This window comes from Staphylococcus gallinarum, from assembly GCF_000875895.1.
GTDB classification, from domain to species: Bacteria; Bacillota; Bacilli; order Staphylococcales; family Staphylococcaceae; genus Staphylococcus; species Staphylococcus gallinarum.
On record NZ_JXCF01000010.1, the window covers coordinates 1 to 17,850 of the forward strand.

Here is a 17,850-nt window from a genome sequence, read left to right on the forward strand (position 1 = left end):
AAAGAAACCGCCATTATCAAACATCAGCAATAACAGATGGATAATGGCGGTTATTTTATAGATTCAATCGGTGAAGCTATTACCAATTCTCAACGTTTGAGCGTTCACCTTTAAAATTATTTGATTTCTTATGTCGCTCAGCTAATACAGCTTCAACATCTTTAAAGTCAATGTCTAGTGCATGTAATAAAACAAATAGATGGTACATTAAATCTGCTGTTTCATTAGTTACTTCTGCTTTATCTGATTTCATCGCACCAATTACTACTTCAAATGCCTCTTCACCAAATTTTTTGGTTATTTTTTCAAGGCCTTCATTCAATAAATACTGTGTATAAGAATTTGATTTATCTGCATTTGCACTTTGATCAACTGTCTGCTCTAATTGTTGTACATTATAAGGTACTTCAGTGTTAAAGCAACTTTGACTGCCTGTGTGACATGTGGGACCGTTTGGCACTACGTCTATTAAAATCGTATCTTGGTCACAATCTAGATAAATATTACGCACTTCTTGAGTGTGACCTGATGTTTCACCTTTAGTCCAAAGGCGCTCTTTTGATCGAGAATAGAAGCATACCACACGATCTTCTAGTGTTTTGTTATAGGCAGCTTCATTCATGTAACCTAACATCAATACTTGTTTAGTGTTTACATCTTGTAATATAGCTGGTAATAAACCTTTAGAAAAGTCAGGTTGTGTCATCTTACTGGAATACCTCCTTGTGACATTGTTTGCTTTATTTCGTTTACTGTTGTTTCTTTATCGTGCAGAATACTTGCTGCAAGACCAGCTGATACATTGGTTTGTTTAAAGAGATCCACAAAGTGGTCTGGATTTCCGCCACCACCTGAAGCAATGATTGGAATATTGACCAATGATTCAATGGCGTGTAAATGTGAGACATCAAAGCCTTGTTTCATACCATCATGTGTCATACTGGTGATTAGCAGTTCGCCTGCACCAAGAAACTCTACTTGTTGAACCCAATCATATACTCTGACATCAGTACGTTGTTTGCCACCATGTGTATAGCAAAAGTAATCTTCTAATTCACTATCATAGTTACTATCAATTGCGATACAAATACATTGGCTTCCAAATTTTTCACTGGCTTCTTTAATAAATTGTGGGTTCTTTAAAGCGCTTGAATTTAATGATACCTTATCTGCACCGTGATTTAATAATTTCGAAATATCGTCTAAAGTTGATATACCACCGCCAACAGTAAGTGGAATAAATAATTTTTCGGCGGTTTCTTCAATAACATCTAGTACAAGGTCATGACCTGCCTCAGTTCGTGAAATATCAAGAAATACTAACTCATCAGCACCTTGTTCATTATAATAAAGAGCATAATCTACAGGATTACCAATATCGCGCAATCCTTTAAATTGAATACCTTTTACTACACGCCCATCTTTGACATCAAGACAAGGGATAATACGTTTCTTGATCATGATAATCCCTCCCAGAAATTTGGATCATGTGCTGCTTTACCTACAATTGCAGCGTGAACACCTAGTGTTTCAAGTTGGACTAAGTCTTGTTGGTGACGTATACCACCTGAAGCGACAACGTGTTTATCTGTAGCTTTTACAAGTTGGCCAGTAATTTCAAAGTTTGGTCCTGATAGCTTCCCATCTTTCGAAATATCAGTATATATAATGCCGCCGAGCGGTAAGTGATTGATTTGTTCAACTAAATCAAATAAATCTAATTGAGCGTCTTGTTCCCAACCATTAATCTTTACTTCGCGACGATAAGCATCGACTGACAAATATAAGCGATTTGGATATTTTTGAGCCATATCAGCTAGCCATGTTAAATCTTGAATCCCCTTCGTACCAATAATACAAAAATCGATATTAGCATCAAAATACTGTTGTATTGTTGTTTCGCTACGGATGCCGCCGCCAACTTCCATCGGTTTGTCAGTTAAATTTTTTAATGTTTTAATATAATCTTGCTCTATAGAAGATTGCTTTTTTGCACCGATTAAATCGACAATATGAATTCGATCAACACACTGAAATTGATTGTAAAACTGTATACTTTCTTCAGCAGTACGTGCCATTTTTTCTTCTGAGTCATATTTTCCCTCTGTCAATCTCACGCTTGTAGCATTGATTAAATCAATTGCTGGCCATAATTTGATCATTTAAGAATCCGCCTTTCAGAGCTTGGTTTAGTATTGCTAGTCCATTTTCACCGCTTTTTTCAGGATGAAATTGAATACCAATATAATGTCTATGTTGAACAATTGCAGGTATTTGTGCACCGTATTCTGCATAAGCAACTACAAATTGTGACATTTCTGCTTGGTAAGAATGTACAAAATATACATCATGTGTCAATTGTTGTTGATTGCTGACGAGGTTATTCCACCCCAAGTGAGGAACGGGATAAGGTGTATCAATAGGTACGATTTTTCCAGGGATTAACTTCAAACCTGCAACATCGCCTTCTGCGCTCCAATCGAATAATAGTTGCATACCTAAACAAATACCGATAATAGGTTTGTCGTGAATTGCTTTTAAAATAGCATCTAAGCCACGTTCTTCGATTGCACGCATTGCATCTTTAAAGTGTCCTACACCAGGAAGGATAACTAATTCAGCAGCCTCAATTTCACTTTGCTTGTCAGTTAAAATAGCATCATAACCCAAGTGTTTCACTGCACGTTGTACATTGCGAATATTTCCCAAACCATAATCTATAATAGCAATCATTCAATCACACCCTTAGACGAAGGTACACCGTCATAATCATTCTGTGATAATGCCTCTTTAAGTGCTCTTGCGAATGATTTGAAAATACTTTCGATTTCGTGATGTGTATTGCCACCACGTAATAAATCAATATGCGTGGTAAGACGTGCGTTAATAACTAACGCGTGGAAGAATTCTTCTACTAATTCAGTATCGAAAGTTCCGACTTTTTCTTTACTAAATTCGGCATTAAATGACAAATAGGGGCGACCGCTAATATCGACAACGGTACGTGATAGTGTTTCATCCATAGGGATATAGCTGTGACCGTAGCGTTTGAAACTTGTACGATCTTTAACCATTTCTAACAGTAATTGACCTAAAACAATGCCAATATCTTCTGTTACATGGTGGTCATCAACTTCGGTATCACCATTTGCTTCAATTTGTAAAGATAGCTGACTATGAAAGCTAAAGAGGGTCAACATATGGTCTAAAAAGCCAACACCTGTATTGATATTACTTTCGCTAGCATCATTGGCAAGCGTGATATTTAATTGCGTTTCTGCCGTATTACGCTTCTTTTGATAAGTCATATTGAATCCTCCAGTTTTTAATAATTTCTGCTAACTGATCTAATTGCTCGTCAGTTGCTATAGAATAGCGAACATAGTCTGCCATATTCGGTTCATCATATAAACGAGGTAAGAAACCATGTTCTTGTATATATTTGCCTAAGCTATGTGCAGCTTCACCTTTAGTTAATACAAAGTTTGTCGCAGAAGGGTAAATTTTGATGATATCTGAGACTTTACTTTCAAAAATATTACGTAACTTGATAGCTAGACGGCGTTGTTCTTCAATAAAGCTAGCAGTCATCTTTTCATGTTCAAACATATATATAGCAATATATAAGGTGATTGTATTTAATGGATAAGGATGTTCAATGCGTTGTATGCGTTGGATGGTTTCTTCTGTACCAATTAACACACCTAATCGTAACCCTGCAATACCAAATGCTTTAGACAATGTACGCATTTGAAGTATATGTGGTGCTAAATCAATCTCATAAGCTTCGCCAAAGTCCAAATAAGCTTCATCGATTACGAAATAGCCTCCAATCGCTTTCATCTTATCTGCTATAGCTGTTAGAAATGGTAATGAATATTGATGACCTGTCGGATTATGAGGATTACTCATGATGAAGAATGCCGGTCGTACATCATCAATACGTTGTAAAATTGTGTCTAAATTAAATGTTAAATCATCTTCAGCATCTACAAATTCAATAGGTCTATTTACTTGTCCTGCATATGCTTGATACATAAAGAAGTCGGGGTTAAGTGTTAATACAGGACCATCAGGCATGATGAGCATTAGCTTTTGTATCAATTCATCTGAACCATTACCAGCTGTAATTTGTGTTGGCTTAAGGTTAAAATATTTAGCATAAGCAGTCTTAAATCGATTATATTCATCATCAGGATAAAAATTAAATGTGGCTTGTTGTATAATATCGGCAAGCTGCTCATTTGATAATGGGCGCAGGGGACTTTCATTTTTGTTTATTCTAATCATTATCTGTTACTCCTTTGTCGTACGAACTTGTACAGATTGTTCGTGGTTATATAACGCTTCAGTATGTGCTAGAGTTCGTGCTGCGTCTTCAATCTGATTGAATGACTTTTCTGATAAATTAATTACTGAATGACGTGTTAAGAAATCATTTACAGATAATCCATTTGTAAAACGAGCTGTTTGATTTGTTGGTAAGACATGACTTGGTCCAGCTACATAATCTCCAATGACCTCAGGTGAATAATACCCTAAGAATAATGCTCCGACATAACGTACTTTATTTAAATATGCTTCTGGGTTTCTAGTTTGTATAGAAGCGTGTTCTGGTGCTATTTGATTCATGACGTCGCTTGCTTCGTCTTGATTTGCTACAGCTATTAAAAAGTGATTGTTTTGCAAACTAGCTTCTACAATAGGCTGACGCTCAATTGTACGTAATTGTTCTTGTATATTACTTTCCAAACGTTCTAAGACGTCACGATCTTCACTGATAACAAACGTTCTAGCCAATTCATCATGTTCGGCTTGGGCAAAGACATCATACGTGATGGCATTTAAATCTGCAGTGTCATCAATGATTAAGGCGATTTCACTTGGTCCAGCTATTTGATCGATTCCTACTTGTCCGTAGAGATATTTCTTAGCATATGCAACATATTGATTACCTGGTCCTACAATTTTATCGACTTTAGGTATCGTTTCGGTACCATAAGCGAGTGCAGCAATACTTTGAGCGCCACCCACTTGATAGACATTGTCGGCGCCTGCGATATAGCATGCGGCAAGTACAGCATCAGAAAGTCCATGTTGTTGTGGTGGTGTGACCACAGTAATATCTTCTACACCTGCTACCTTAGCTAATGTTACTGTCATTAATACCGTCGATGGGTAACTCGCTTTACCGCCCGGTACGTAAACACCGACACGTTCTAAAGGATGATACATTTCATAACATTCAGCTGTACCTTGATTATCTGACCACTTTATTGTTGTTTGAAATGCTTTGATGCGCTCATGGCTTGTTGTGAGTGCTTCACGTAATGCTCCATCTATATTGTTATAAGCTGTTACTAAATCACTATATGGGATAGCTAGGTCATTTGTTTCAACACCATCTAATTGTGCGTTATAAGCTTTTAAAGCTGAATCACCTGATGCTTTAACTGTGTCGCAAATCTCTTTAACTACAGGGTATAAGTCTTCATTAAGTGAAGATTGGCTTAAAAAGTCTTTGAGAAAAGTTGATTTATCTATTATCAATGAGTGACACCTCCAATGTTTGAATAAATGTATCAATTTCATTTGATTTTTTAAAATATGCTTCTTTATTGGTGATTAGTTTTGCGTTAATATTTTTTAGCGTGTCCTTTTCAACTAAACCATTAGATTTAAGTGTCGTACCTGTTTGAACAATATCAACGATGCCATCCACCATATCGACTAAACATGCCAACTCAATAGATCCTGAAAGCTTAACCAATTCAACATCTAAACCTTGAGCTTCAAAGTATGATTTTGCAGTTTTCGTATAAGAAGTGGCTACTTTTTTAAATTGAGTTGTTTCTGGTTTGGATGCTAATGCAAAGTGACATTCTCCGAAAGGTAAGTCTAATAAATTATTAATTGTATAATTACCTTCTTCTAAAATATCGCTCCCCACAATACCAACGTCTGCTACACCTTGTTCTACATAGATGGGTACATCGCTCCCTTTGACCAGTACAAACTGTATATCATCTACAGAAATTAATAATTGGCGCTCTCTTTGTTCTAGTGCATCTGCTAATTTTTGTTCATCTATTTCATATAAATAAGCAATGAAGCTTTTTAATAAGCGTCCTTTTGCTAAAGCTACAGTAAGCATAAATTTCTCTCCTTTATTTTCTTTAAAGTATAAATCCTAGTCCGAAACCTTCTAATTCACCTTTATAAAATCCACCAGTTAACTGTTGTGATTTATTATTTTTTAGATGGCAACGCATGAATGCACCTTTGTAATAAGATCGTGGTGGTTGTGGTGTGATGTCTAAGTGTATATTAGTGATGTCATTCGATTTAAACCATTGTTCCCAACGACGCAGTGCTTGAATTGTTTTGTGATCATATGGAAAAAGTTGGCTTAACAAGTTTAATTGTTCAGTTGTTTTAGTCGTTAATAATTGAACAACAGGGTGTGCTGAACCTAGTTGTGTTGTTAATTCAGATATATTGCGTTCTTGAATTAAATTTAAGATATCTTGAGTTTGTTCATTTGCCGATAATAATAAATCTATAAGTTGATAGTGACCTAAAATAACAAAATCTATATCATCGTTTAACGTTGTTTGTATAAATTTGTAAAATGTTAAAAAATCGTCTTGCATATCGCTAACAGTAGGGTTATAGTGCTCGATTCCTAGTTGTGTGTATACCTCATTGTCACGAACGATGGGTCCTGTGTAAGCTACCCTTTGATATTGTGGTGGATAGTTACTGTAATAACGTAATAATTGATCGGTAAAATCATTGCGCAGCGCGTAAATATGATGATCATGTTGCCAAAAACTACGTTCAGTCATTTGTTGTAAATCGTCCTTTGTCAACGATTGCCACGACAATGACTCTATAAAGCTAAAATCTACTAAATTAAAGTCATTATCTTGAAAATGCTTTAAAAATGACAATTCATATTCTTTGTTTTTTATCAATGCAGTTGTATTCATATTATGACCACCTTTTTACTTTTACTCTCTACCGAACTAAAGTGTAATGATAAAATATACTGTAACATAGTTGATTTTTTAATTCAATAAATATTCTGAAAATAATAAAATTTCAAAAGCCTAATTTATTGAGAATGTAGATTATAGTATTGAAATACCCCAGTTTTAGAATGTGAAAACGGGGGTAGTGTGGCTGTTGAACTATAAAAAAATAGCCATGTAAACAAAATGATGTCGAGTTAATATAGCATCAATTGTTACATAGCTGTTGAGTATGTGAGGTATTCAATGTGATTACAGCAAATATTAATCGTTGCAATGAGCATACTGTATTTAGAAAGAATTATCTAGTTGAAACGATTGTGATTTAACGTATAAATGTAAAATAGGGCGTGCTAGATTTATCTTAAGTTGGCACCATAATTTAAATACTGTTTCTTTTCATCTTCAGGTACCATATTTCCACCGGTAGACCATACAATATGTGTTGCTTGATCTGTAGGTATGCCTTGTGTTTTAGCTTGTTTAATCGTCGCTCTGATTCCATCGAACCCAGAAGCGGCTGAAGGCTCAATAAATATATCCTCTGTTTGATGTAACATTGAAATATAACGATACATTTGTTGGTCATCAACAGTAAAAACGCCAAAGAGTAAGTGATTCATTATTTGACCTACTAGACGGGATGGCCTAGATACTGCTAAACCGTCTGCAGCTGTGCGACCATCTAAGCCAATATCTGTTACGGCAATTTGATCATGGAGTTGTGTCATCATGCCAAGTAACATACAAGGTGCATGTGTAGGTTCGGCAAATACACAATGAACATGTGGTCCAAGTATTTGTTTAAGTCCAAAGGTAACGCCTCCGGGACCGCCACCGACACCACAAGGTAAATAAACAAATAATGGATGATCGGCATCGACAACTATGCGGTTATCTTGTAGTTGTTGTTTTAATCGTAATGCAGCAACGGTATATCCTAAAAATAAATCAGCAGAACCTTCATCATCTACGAAATGACATGTTGGGTCACTTGCGGCTAATTTTCGGCCTTCAGCAACCGCAAATTGATAATCTGATTGATGTTCAATGACGTTAACACCGTATCGACGAAGAAGGTCTTTTTTCCACTGACGGGCATCGCTAGACATATGTACGTCAACGGAAAAACCTAACTTAGCACTCATTATGCCAATACTTAATCCCAAATTGCCCGTTGATCCGACAGCAATCTTATATTGCTTAAATAGTTGACGATAGGTATCTGTTGCTAAAATTTTATAGTCATCATTATAAGTTAAGTCACCAGCTGTTTGAGCAACGGATTCGGCAAATTTTAATACTTCATAAATACCGCCACGCGCTTTAATTGAACCAGATATTGATAATTCGTGATCGCATTTTAACCAAAGGTTGGCATATGTGTTGTCACCAAATTGATGGGACAACTGTTCTTGCATTGCTGGAATTTGCTTTAATGGAGATTCTATTATGCCATTTAATGGTTCTGTCTCTGGGAAGACGTGACGAATATAACTCGCAAAACGCTCTAATCTTGCTGCCGCATCTTCTATATCTTCGATTGTAAAAGGTAACTCATTATTTGAACCGTAATTTGGATTATGCCAAAAGGTTGGCGTATAGGTTTGCAATGTTGAAATTAAAGGATTTGATTGTTGTAAGTGTTCGATATTTAGCATATGCATCCTCCTAGTAAGGGTTGTCTTGTAACATCATTATCATCATTATATCAAAATTATAAGCTGCGTTTGTAATGGTAACTGGGGGAGCGCCTGTGAAAAGAAATGCTACATAGTTAAAGTTATTCTAAAAAAATCGGTCCTTTGAGATATGTATTGGATATTGGAATATATATCATAATAAAAAATAACCAGTAAATGTGTCTAAAGACATTTACTGGTTAGATAATTTGGATGAATTCATTTGTCTGAGTAATATTTTTTTAAGCTGATACCTCAGACTTATTATATTTACAAAATTTAATATTATTGAATAGCTTTTTAAAGGGGTGTCTACGACCTGGTCGTGATAGTCACCATGCAATTATAGGATTATAACAAGCAAACACTGTAGTTAAAGTGAGTGACTGTTATAGTTTAGTTAGTATAATGAATTTAACATAACAATAGTTACAACTATGCTAATGATTTGAATTATTTTTTGAAAGAATTTCTTAATTTAGAAAACCAGCCACTTTTGGATGATACAGTCAAACCGCTTGGCTTTGATGCTTGTGCCTTGAGTTCTGAGCCAAATTCCATTGCTTCTTTCATTAAATAAGCTTGTGAATTTAATGGTGATAAATTGTTTTGTATATAATGGTAATGACCTTCATTATCTTGGAAGCGTCCTTTTTGATTATCAGACAATTGTAAGTTCATATAGTTCAATAATCTTTGACCGATCACTTTGTCTTCAATAGGGAACAAGATTTCGACTCTTTTAATCATATTTCTAGTCATCGCATCTGCAGAAGATAGATAAATTTTTTCGTCCCCATTATTATGGAAATAATATATTCTAGAATGTTCTAAAAAGCGACCAACAATACTGACAACTTCAATATTGTCACTAATCCCAGGTATACCTGGTTTAAGGCAACAAATCCCACGTATAATTAATTGGACTTTAACACCTGCACAAGATGCTTCGAATAATTTTAAAATAATATCTTTGTCTGTTAGAGAATTCATCTTCATTATAATTTTGCCATTCCCATGTTCTCGATGTGCTCGAATCTCACAGTCAATTCGATCAATAAAGACATCTCTGATATCAAACGGTGCAACGATAATTTTATTATAATCTGGTTTAACCGAATAACCGCTAAGATAATTAAAGAATTTTAAAGCGTCGTCAGCAATTTCTTTGTCAGTAGTGATAATCCCCATATCAGTATAGATTTTTGCAGTTTTATCATTGTAGTTGCCGGTACCTAGATGAACGAAAGAAGTAAGCTTATTATTTACACGTTTAACGACTAAGGCTATTTTGCTATGTGTCTTTAAATTAGTCATACCGTAAATAACATGACAACCAGCATCTTCTAACATTCTCGCCCAATGGACATTGTTTTCTTCATCGAAGCGGGCTTTCAATTCAACCAATACAGTTACTTGTTTCCCTTTTTCAGCAGCTTCTTTAAGACTATTTATAATTGGCGAGTCTTTACTGACCCTGTATAATGTCTGTTTAATAGCAATGGTGTTGGGATCTTCAGCAGCATCACGTATAAAATCAACAATAGGTTCAAAGGATTCATACGGGTGATGGAAAAAGATATCTCGTTCTAGAGATAAATCAAATAAATTATGTGTGCCTAATGAACTTGGCAATTGTGGTACATACTTTCTATAAGTCAGATGACTTAATTTATTTGATAGATGATCAACTAAACCAAAAAGCATAGTTAAATCTAAAGGTCCATCTACAAAGTAAACTTCTTCATCTTTCACATCTAATTGATTCATAATCCAAACAATATCTTCGTAAGCAGCATGACGTCCGTCAACTTCTAAACGTACAGCACTACCACTCTTACGTTCCTTTAAGAAACGTTCAATCTCAATTAATAAGTCTTCGGCGCCTTCTTCATGAATTGATAAATCGGCATTACGTGTAATTCTAAAGGTAAATGTGTTGAGCACCTCATATCCAGTGAATAATTCATTGATAAAGAAGGTGATAATATCTTCAACCATGATAATATATTGCTTTTTACCTTCGTTTAAATATACAAAACGAGGTATCAATGATGGAATTTGAACAATAGCAGAATTGATTGCATCATCGGTATCGATATCGACAAAAATATTTAAACTTTTATTATTGAGTTTTGGGAATGGATGATATGCATCAATTCCTAATGGAGTTAGTGTAGGTAATATATTTGATTTGAATTCGGTTGCCAATTGTTCTAATAGCGCATCATCAAGCGCTTCTGGTGTGACAATTTCGACTTGATATTGACGCAACTCGTTCACAAGTTCGTTATAGCGTTGATATTGTAAGTCGACATAGCGCTTATTTTTCAACTTAATTTCATTGAGTTGTTGTCTGGGTGTTAACTGTGCTTTATTTTCAGGTTTATCGTATCCTAGCTTAACTTGGTCTTGTAGGCCAGCAACACGAACCATAAAAAATTCATCTAAATTAGAACTAAATATTGATATAAAGTTCAGTTGTTCAAGTAGGGGATTATTTTTATCTTGTGCTTCTTGTAATACACGATAATTAAAATCTAACCAACTGAGTTCCCTGTTATTATAATATTGTGGTAAATTCAAATCTTTTTCTCCCAAATTTCTTTGCATAATGACTATTACACCTCGTTATAAACTAAAATCATGTTTTGATAAACATAATTTATCATATGAATTTTAAGATTTTGTAAAGATAATTGAAAGGTCTGACTTTAATATTTTCTCGATGTGTTTCTTTTGTCGTTGTGCTTGATATTCTTCTGAAATTGGCTCACCAGAATAATAGATGTAGAGCGTATATTGACCATCTTCTTCTGTTAAATTGACTTTATCTACAGAGCTTGTATGAGAAATATTTAATGCATTGACGAATTTAATGATTCCCCCTAAATATTGGATGTTGTCAAAGGCTTTACCGTGTAACCATTTTGTTTCGTTGCTAAAATATTTCAGCAATGATTTATTTTTAAAACTAGCAAGTAAAGCGAGTTTGACGCGTTCTTCGTGTGAAAATCCATCAATCATAGAGTTAGCGATAATGTAATACGTATGTGGTGAACTAGAATCGGAATCGATAAAGCTACCTAAGTAATACAGAAACGCACCCTCAGCGAATAGTCTTTGTTCTGCTTTTGTGACATCAATCGCTTTGAAATCAATCAATTGTGATAGTAAAGAGTGAGCAAGTTTGACGCGTTGTTCAGCACTTTCCTCTTCAATGCCATACTCATTTGCTAAATGGTATAAAGCATCTTTGCGAATATTTTCCTTTCTAAATTCCTTTGGATAACGTTCGCTAATTAATTTCATAACGTATCCCTCACGTAAACCTTTTCTTGAAAAGGTGAATTGAGTAGCATTTATTTTGTTAAATAATGTTCTAAACACCGAAATAGCTGGTAGGATGATGTCGACACGATCTCTACTTAACCCATCAATATCCTTTAATTCATCTCTAGAACTTTTCTTGATAATGGAATATACTTCATCGATATTTTCTTCAGACATCTTGTAGTTGTGGACTCCACCAATTGGATAAGAATGTTCTGACTGGTGGATACGTGCTACGTTTCGTGCAGAACCACCAATACCTACGAGCGAAACGTGTTGCTTCTTCAACCATGGTAGTTGATCAAATTGTTTAGCGATATATTTTTCCATTGCTTTAATAGCGTTTTTATCATTATGGTTCTTACCTTCGAAGAACTTTTTCTTTAAGGTAACGACACCGAAAGGGAAACTGTGAGCTTCTATTAAACTCTTATCTTTAAATAAGGTTACTTCGGTAGAACCGCCACCAATATCTATGGATATACCATCTTGAATGTCGGTTGTATGTGTAATTGCATAAAAACCATAAAACGCTTCTTCAGTTTCTGGAATAATAGTCATTTCAACATCTAAATGTTTTTTTATAAAAGCGATAATTTCTTCGCTATTTTTTGATTGTCTAATCGCAGCAGTTGCAACGGGATGTAATTCATTTACTTTGAACTTTTTAGCTACTTTCTTAAAGCTGCTTAAGGTCTTTGTTAGCACATTAATGCCTTCATCGTTCATCGTTAAATCATCTGTTAAATATTGGCTTAATCGCGCTGGGGTTTTAATATTTAATAATTCATTTAACCCAGTCTTAGTATCAAATTCAAAGATAACGAGTCTGATTGTATTAGAGCCAATATCTATTAAACCTATTCGTTCCATATTTGCCTCCTAGTTAAGTAGGTGATCATAGTATCTATACTATATTTACCCAAATTGTTAATTATATATTACATGATTTGAAAAGTTTTGTGTGCAATATAATTCGATTTGTTCAAAGGGGAGTATGGGGTGTTTTGCTTAATTATCCTATAAAGAAAGAAAAAGAGAGGCAAGGTTGTTTTGGTTTAATATTACGAACTATTGCCTCTCATATATTAAGTTGTTAGACCTAATAAAAATGGTTATTTAATTTTTAGAGGGCCTCCTGGACCTAAAGGCCAACCAAGTAAATACCATACAATCATAAATAATGGCCAAACGATACTTAAGATAATGGTGTATGGCATCAAACTAGATAATAAGGATCCGAGCTTCATATCTTTATCATATTTTTGAGCATACGATAATAATAATGGCAAGTAAGGCATCATTGGTGTGATTGGGTTACTAATAGAATCACCGATACGATATAACATTTGTGTGAATGCTGGATGGAAACCTACAAGCATTAACATAGGGACAAATATTGGTGCAAGAATGCCCCATTTTGCTGAAGCACTTCCAATAAGTAAATTAATCAATGCACTCAATAAAATAATGCCTAGAATAAGCACTATACCATTCTGACCTTGTAAAATAGCAGCCCCTTTAACTGCAACAATGACACCCAAATTACTCCATTCTAAAAAGGCTAATAATTGTGCAGCAAAGAATACGATGACGATAAATGATCCCATTGATGCCATTGAATCAGCTAACATTTTGCCTAAATCCTTTGTACTATTAAACACTTTCATCATTACACCATAGACTAAACCTGGCACTAAAAAGAGGATAAGGATAAGTAAACCAACACCATTAATAATTGGTGCATCATTGAGCAAACTTCCCGTTTTCGCATTTCGTAAAAAGCTATGCTCAGGTATAGCGCATAATATGATAACCAGTATAACAATGAAGAAACTTATATTAGCCCAAAATACTGCGCGATTTTCTTCCTTGGTTAAGCTGTCATTGTTATCATCAGCATTGATGTCGGCATTAGTATCATCATAAGTGCCGAGTCTAGGAATTACAAAGCGCATGGTAACCCAATAAACTGCAGGTAATAACACGACGACGCTTGCCGCTATAAAATACCAGTTCATCGCTACATTAACAGGCACATCTTTCGCGACGATTTGGGTAGCTGGCTTTGTAAAAGCATAAAGTAACGCGTCAGACATACCAATCATAAAGTTAGCTGAAAAACCACCGATAGCTGAGGCATATGCCATTGCTAATCCAGCAATAGGATGATAACCCAATTTGATAAATACCATTGCTGTTAGAGGGGGTAAGACAATAGGTGCAGCATCTCCAGCAGCATTACCTAAGATTCCAATTATGATGATGACCGGTACAATAAACTTTTTAGGTGCTTTATGTACAACTTGAACCATTAATTTATCAAAATATCCAGTCTTTTCAGCAACACCAATACCTAACATAACGGCTAAGACGAGACCTAAAGCTGGGAATTCTGAAAAGTTCTTAATTGAATCATTGAGAATCATCATAAATCCATCTTTACTTAATATGCTTTTAATAGCGATCGTATCACCTGTACCAGGATGTTTGACTGTGACATGAAATAATGACACAATCCAGGTCAATACGGCCAAACCCACACACATAAGAAAGAACAAAATACTAGGATCAGGTAGCTTGTTCCCAATCAGTTCAACAATATTTAAAAATTTATCAATAGGTGACACTTTCCTTTTTGAGTTTGAAGACATAATATCTACCTCCCAAATAAGTTAACGAAAGTATAACAAAATTTTTATGTAAATAGAATGAAAATTCTAAAATTTTGTATTTTTGAAAAAGACAAATGTTTTTGAGGAGGGCTCGAAATACAACATATGATATATTACTGCGTTTTGAAATAAGCTATTTCGGTAATAATTAATATAAAAGGGGAAGATGGAATAAATATTTGAAGAGGAGTAGTGATATGCTATGGGAAGACTAGATAATAAGGTTGCGGTGTTAACTGGTACAAGTACAGGTATTGGCAGAGCAACTGCTCAAGTCATGGCAGCAGAAGGTGCGCATGTTCTAGCAGTAGATGTAACAGAAAAGGTATATGATGTTGTAAATGAAATTAATAATAATGGGTATAAAGCATCAGGATATATTGTTGATGTTTCCGATGCAAATGCCGTAGAACAATTTGCAGAATCGGTTAAATCATCATATGGAACTATTGATATTCTCTTTAATAATGCTGGTATAGATAATGCAGCAGGTCGAATTCATGAATATCCAATAGAAGTGTTTGATAGTATCATCAATGTAGATTTAAAAGGAACCTTTTTAATGACCAAATTCACTTTACCATTAATGATGGATAAGGGTGGATCTATTATTAATACTGCCTCATTTTCAGGACAGGCAGCAGACTTAAATCGTTCAGGATACAACGCAGCAAAAGGTGGGGTGATTAACTTCACACGTTCAACTGCGATAGAATATGGTCGTGAGAATATTAGAGCGAATGCCATAGCGCCAGGTACGATTGAAACGCCATTAGTTGATAAATTGACTGGTACAAAAGAAGATGAAGCGGGTCAAGCATTCAGAGAAAATCAAAAATGGGTAACGCCTTTAGGTCGATTGGGTAAGCCAGAAGAGATTGGTAAATTAGTTACTTTCTTAGCATCTGATGACAGCTCATTTATAACTGGTGAAACCATCACAATTGATGGAGGTGTAATGGCTTATACTTGGCCAGGTGAAATGTTGAGTGATGATGATTGGAAACGTACTACTAAATAACACCATGGTCTAACAAAAATAATAAATACCTATCTTTGAAGCAACGAAATGCATTTTAATGAATGTGCTATATCTTTAATGAGCATAAAACAACGTCAATTTCTATTTAACTCCCTCACATTGGGAATTGTTCGAATAGAAATTGACGTTTAATATTTATATAGAAGATAACATCTTTTGTTATTCTATTATTTGCTTAAAGTGTTCCAAGGCAAAGATAGCTAGTGAATGCACTTCTACTCTATTCAAGTCTGTCATATAATCACTTAAATAGAGTGAGTTATTAAATATTTACCAGATAATACTTTCTACAACATCATCATTTAATGATTTGACGATTTCAGTCACTAAAGCAACTGAGTTCTTATAATCATCGGTATGCAGTACTGAAACATTTGAATGCATATAACGTAACGCGACACCTATTGACACAGTTGGCGTACCTTCATTTGCAACATGAATACTACCAGCATCAGTCCCACCGCCAGCAGTAGTATCTAATTGAATTGAGATGTTGTGCTTTTTAGCAACTTCCTTAATATGTTTTGTGAAGCCAACATGTCCAATGTTTGTAGCGTCCATGATTATAACGACTGGGCCATTACCGATAGCTGTATCACTAACTTGACCAGACATTCCAGGTGTGTCATATGCAACAGCTACATCGACTGCAATTGCTAAATCAGGTTTAATTTTATTCGCTGCAACTTTAGCACCTCTTAATCCAACCTCTTCTTGAACATTCGCACCGGCAACTAAATTGATATTGATGTCGTCTTCTTTTAAGTTGTTTAGCACGTCTACCGCAAGTGCACAACCATAACGATTGTCAAATGCTTTAGCAGTTAAATATTTATTGTTTGCTAGGGTTTCAAATTCACTATAGGGTGTAATCATATTGCCTAAATCAATACCATATTGTTCGGCTTCTTTTTTACTTTTAACACCGATATCGATAAACATGTCTTTAATTTCGACGTTTTTCTTACGCTCTTCAGGAGTTAAGACATGTGGTGGTTTACATCCGATAATACCTCGAATTTTTTTACCACTATCTGTTGTTACTGTGACTTTTTGAGATAACATCACTTGATTCCACCAACCACCGATTGGTGTAAACTTCAAGAATCCGTCTTTATCAATTTTAGTTACAATAAAGCCTATTTCATCTAAGTGACCAGCGACCATTAATGTTTTGTGACCATCTGTTGCTGTCTTTTTCGCGAAAATGCCACCAAGATTATCTTCAACGATTTCATCACTAACAGGTGTTAAATATGCTTTCATTGTTGATTTTACTTCCATCTCGTGCCCTGCAATTCCGTCTATATCAGTTAGTGTTTTTAGTAGATTAACTGAATTGTCCATTTTAATTCCTCCCATTTATAAGAATACATATAGTTTACCACGAAACGAAGTGGCTTATCATGCGAACAAGCTGTGTGATAATCGTATATATTAATTCCTAGTAAAACGCTAAGACAAATTTGATGCAATCATCACTATTTCATGTTTCAATTGAATTAATAATTGAAGAGAGGGGTTTATCATATGTCAGAAATCAAACACTTAATCATTGGAGAACAGCGAGCACCTATCACAGTTGAATCATTTATTAACTTTGCTTGTCCATATTGTAAAAATTACTTTAAAGCTGCTGACAAGACTTTACAAGATTTAATCGCTAATGGAAAGGTGAAGCATGTCATAAAGCACTTTGATAAAACAAAACAAGGTTTATTGAAGGGGACTGTAGCGAACATCTATTTAGACTATGAACAACCACAAGAAACATTGAATTTTATACATCAATTATATGATACGCAGCAAACATGGAAACAAAGCTTTGCCATAATAGAGAAAAAGATGGAAGAAGACTTTAAATTAACACCGCAACAAGCAGCAGATGAGCGCTCATTGGCAATCACAAAAGAAACCTTTGAACGTGGAATCGGAGGAATTCCCACAGTATTCATTAATGGTGTGAAATTTGAATTTAACCCTTTAGAAGATAGTGAAGCGGAAATAGCAACAAAATTAACCGAGCAATTAGCAATAAATGAATAGTGAATAAATAACTGAACATGTCAGGAAAAATAACTCTG

16 protein-coding genes are annotated in these 17,850 nt (G+C 34.9%); 2 read left to right on the plus strand and 14 right to left on the minus strand.

Annotated elements, in window-relative coordinates; translation table 11 throughout:
* Positions 1-79: 79 nt before the first annotated feature.
* The 13 genes from hisIE to SH09_RS08465 form a co-directional block, all read right to left on the minus strand.
* Positions 80-706 carry a bifunctional phosphoribosyl-AMP cyclohydrolase/phosphoribosyl-ATP diphosphatase HisIE gene (hisIE, locus tag SH09_RS17445; protein ID WP_042739207.1) on the minus strand — a complete coding sequence of 209 codons (627 nt, stop codon included), beginning with the start codon at positions 704-706 and terminating at the stop codon, positions 80-82.
* Positions 703-1,461, minus strand: coding sequence for an imidazole glycerol phosphate synthase subunit HisF (gene hisF / locus SH09_RS17450; RefSeq protein ID WP_042739208.1), 759 nt, complete (start codon positions 1,459-1,461; stop codon positions 703-705). The genes hisIE and hisF overlap by 4 nt, the downstream gene beginning before the upstream one ends.
* Positions 1,458-2,162: a 1-(5-phosphoribosyl)-5-((5-phosphoribosylamino)methylideneamino)imidazole-4-carboxamide isomerase gene (gene hisA, locus SH09_RS08415; RefSeq protein ID WP_042739209.1), complete on the minus strand. Its 705-nt coding sequence runs from the start codon at positions 2,160-2,162 to the stop codon at positions 1,458-1,460. The genes hisF and hisA overlap by 4 nt, the downstream gene beginning before the upstream one ends.
* Complete coding sequence (gene hisH / locus SH09_RS08420) at positions 2,137-2,733, minus strand: imidazole glycerol phosphate synthase subunit HisH (RefSeq protein ID WP_042739210.1); 597 nt, start codon at positions 2,731-2,733, stop codon at positions 2,137-2,139. The genes hisA and hisH overlap by 26 nt, the downstream gene beginning before the upstream one ends.
* Positions 2,730-3,308, minus strand: coding sequence for an imidazoleglycerol-phosphate dehydratase HisB (hisB, locus tag SH09_RS08425; protein WP_042739211.1), 579 nt, complete (start codon positions 3,306-3,308; stop codon positions 2,730-2,732). Before hisB ends, hisH begins: the two co-directional genes overlap by 4 nt.
* On the minus strand, positions 3,286-4,290 hold the full coding sequence (locus tag SH09_RS08430; protein WP_042739212.1) for a pyridoxal phosphate-dependent aminotransferase: 1,005 nt from the start codon (positions 4,288-4,290) through the stop codon (positions 3,286-3,288). Before SH09_RS08430 ends, hisB begins: the two co-directional genes overlap by 23 nt.
* 6 nt (positions 4,291-4,296) lie before the next feature.
* Complete coding sequence (gene hisD / locus SH09_RS08435; RefSeq protein ID WP_371664157.1) at positions 4,297-5,547, minus strand: histidinol dehydrogenase; 1,251 nt, start codon at positions 5,545-5,547, stop codon at positions 4,297-4,299.
* Positions 5,537-6,154: an ATP phosphoribosyltransferase gene (gene hisG / locus SH09_RS08440; RefSeq protein ID WP_042739214.1), complete on the minus strand. Its 618-nt coding sequence runs from the start codon at positions 6,152-6,154 to the stop codon at positions 5,537-5,539. Before hisG ends, hisD begins: the two co-directional genes overlap by 11 nt.
* 22 nt (positions 6,155-6,176) lie before the next feature.
* The gene (locus SH09_RS08445) at positions 6,177-6,992 is read right to left on the minus strand and encodes an ATP phosphoribosyltransferase regulatory subunit (RefSeq protein ID WP_042739215.1); all 816 of its coding nucleotides are present in this window, start codon (positions 6,990-6,992) and stop codon (positions 6,177-6,179) included.
* Between the two features lie 401 nt (positions 6,993-7,393).
* On the minus strand, positions 7,394-8,695 hold the full coding sequence (locus SH09_RS08450) for a D-serine ammonia-lyase (RefSeq protein WP_042739216.1): 1,302 nt from the start codon (positions 8,693-8,695) through the stop codon (positions 7,394-7,396).
* Between the two features lie 474 nt (positions 8,696-9,169).
* On the minus strand, positions 9,170-11,329 hold the full coding sequence (locus SH09_RS08455) for an RNA degradosome polyphosphate kinase (RefSeq protein WP_042739217.1): 2,160 nt from the start codon (positions 11,327-11,329) through the stop codon (positions 9,170-9,172).
* 66 nt (positions 11,330-11,395) lie between these two features.
* Entirely contained in the window at positions 11,396-12,922 is a 1,527-nt protein-coding gene (gene ppx / locus SH09_RS08460) for an exopolyphosphatase (protein ID WP_042739218.1), read from the minus strand.
* Positions 12,923-13,164: 242 nt separating this feature from the next.
* On the minus strand, positions 13,165-14,703 hold the full coding sequence (locus SH09_RS08465; RefSeq protein WP_042739219.1) for an AbgT family transporter: 1,539 nt from the start codon (positions 14,701-14,703) through the stop codon (positions 13,165-13,167).
* Positions 14,704-14,926: 223 nt separating this feature from the next.
* On the opposite strand from SH09_RS08465, the gene SH09_RS08470 reads away from it, so the two are divergent.
* Complete coding sequence (locus SH09_RS08470; protein WP_042739220.1) at positions 14,927-15,745, plus strand: SDR family oxidoreductase; 819 nt, start codon at positions 14,927-14,929, stop codon at positions 15,743-15,745.
* A 291-nt stretch (positions 15,746-16,036) separates the two neighbouring features.
* Here SH09_RS08470 and SH09_RS08475 read toward each other — a convergent pair whose 3' ends face one another.
* Positions 16,037-17,113 (minus strand): M42 family metallopeptidase, encoded by a 1,077-nt coding sequence (locus SH09_RS08475; protein WP_042739221.1) that lies wholly within the window; start codon positions 17,111-17,113, stop codon positions 16,037-16,039.
* Positions 17,114-17,296: 183 nt separating this feature from the next.
* Between SH09_RS08475 and SH09_RS08480 the strand changes: the two genes are divergently transcribed.
* Positions 17,297-17,812, plus strand: coding sequence for a thioredoxin domain-containing protein (locus tag SH09_RS08480; RefSeq protein ID WP_042739222.1), 516 nt, complete (start codon positions 17,297-17,299; stop codon positions 17,810-17,812).
* The last annotated feature ends 38 nt before the right edge of the window (positions 17,813-17,850 follow it).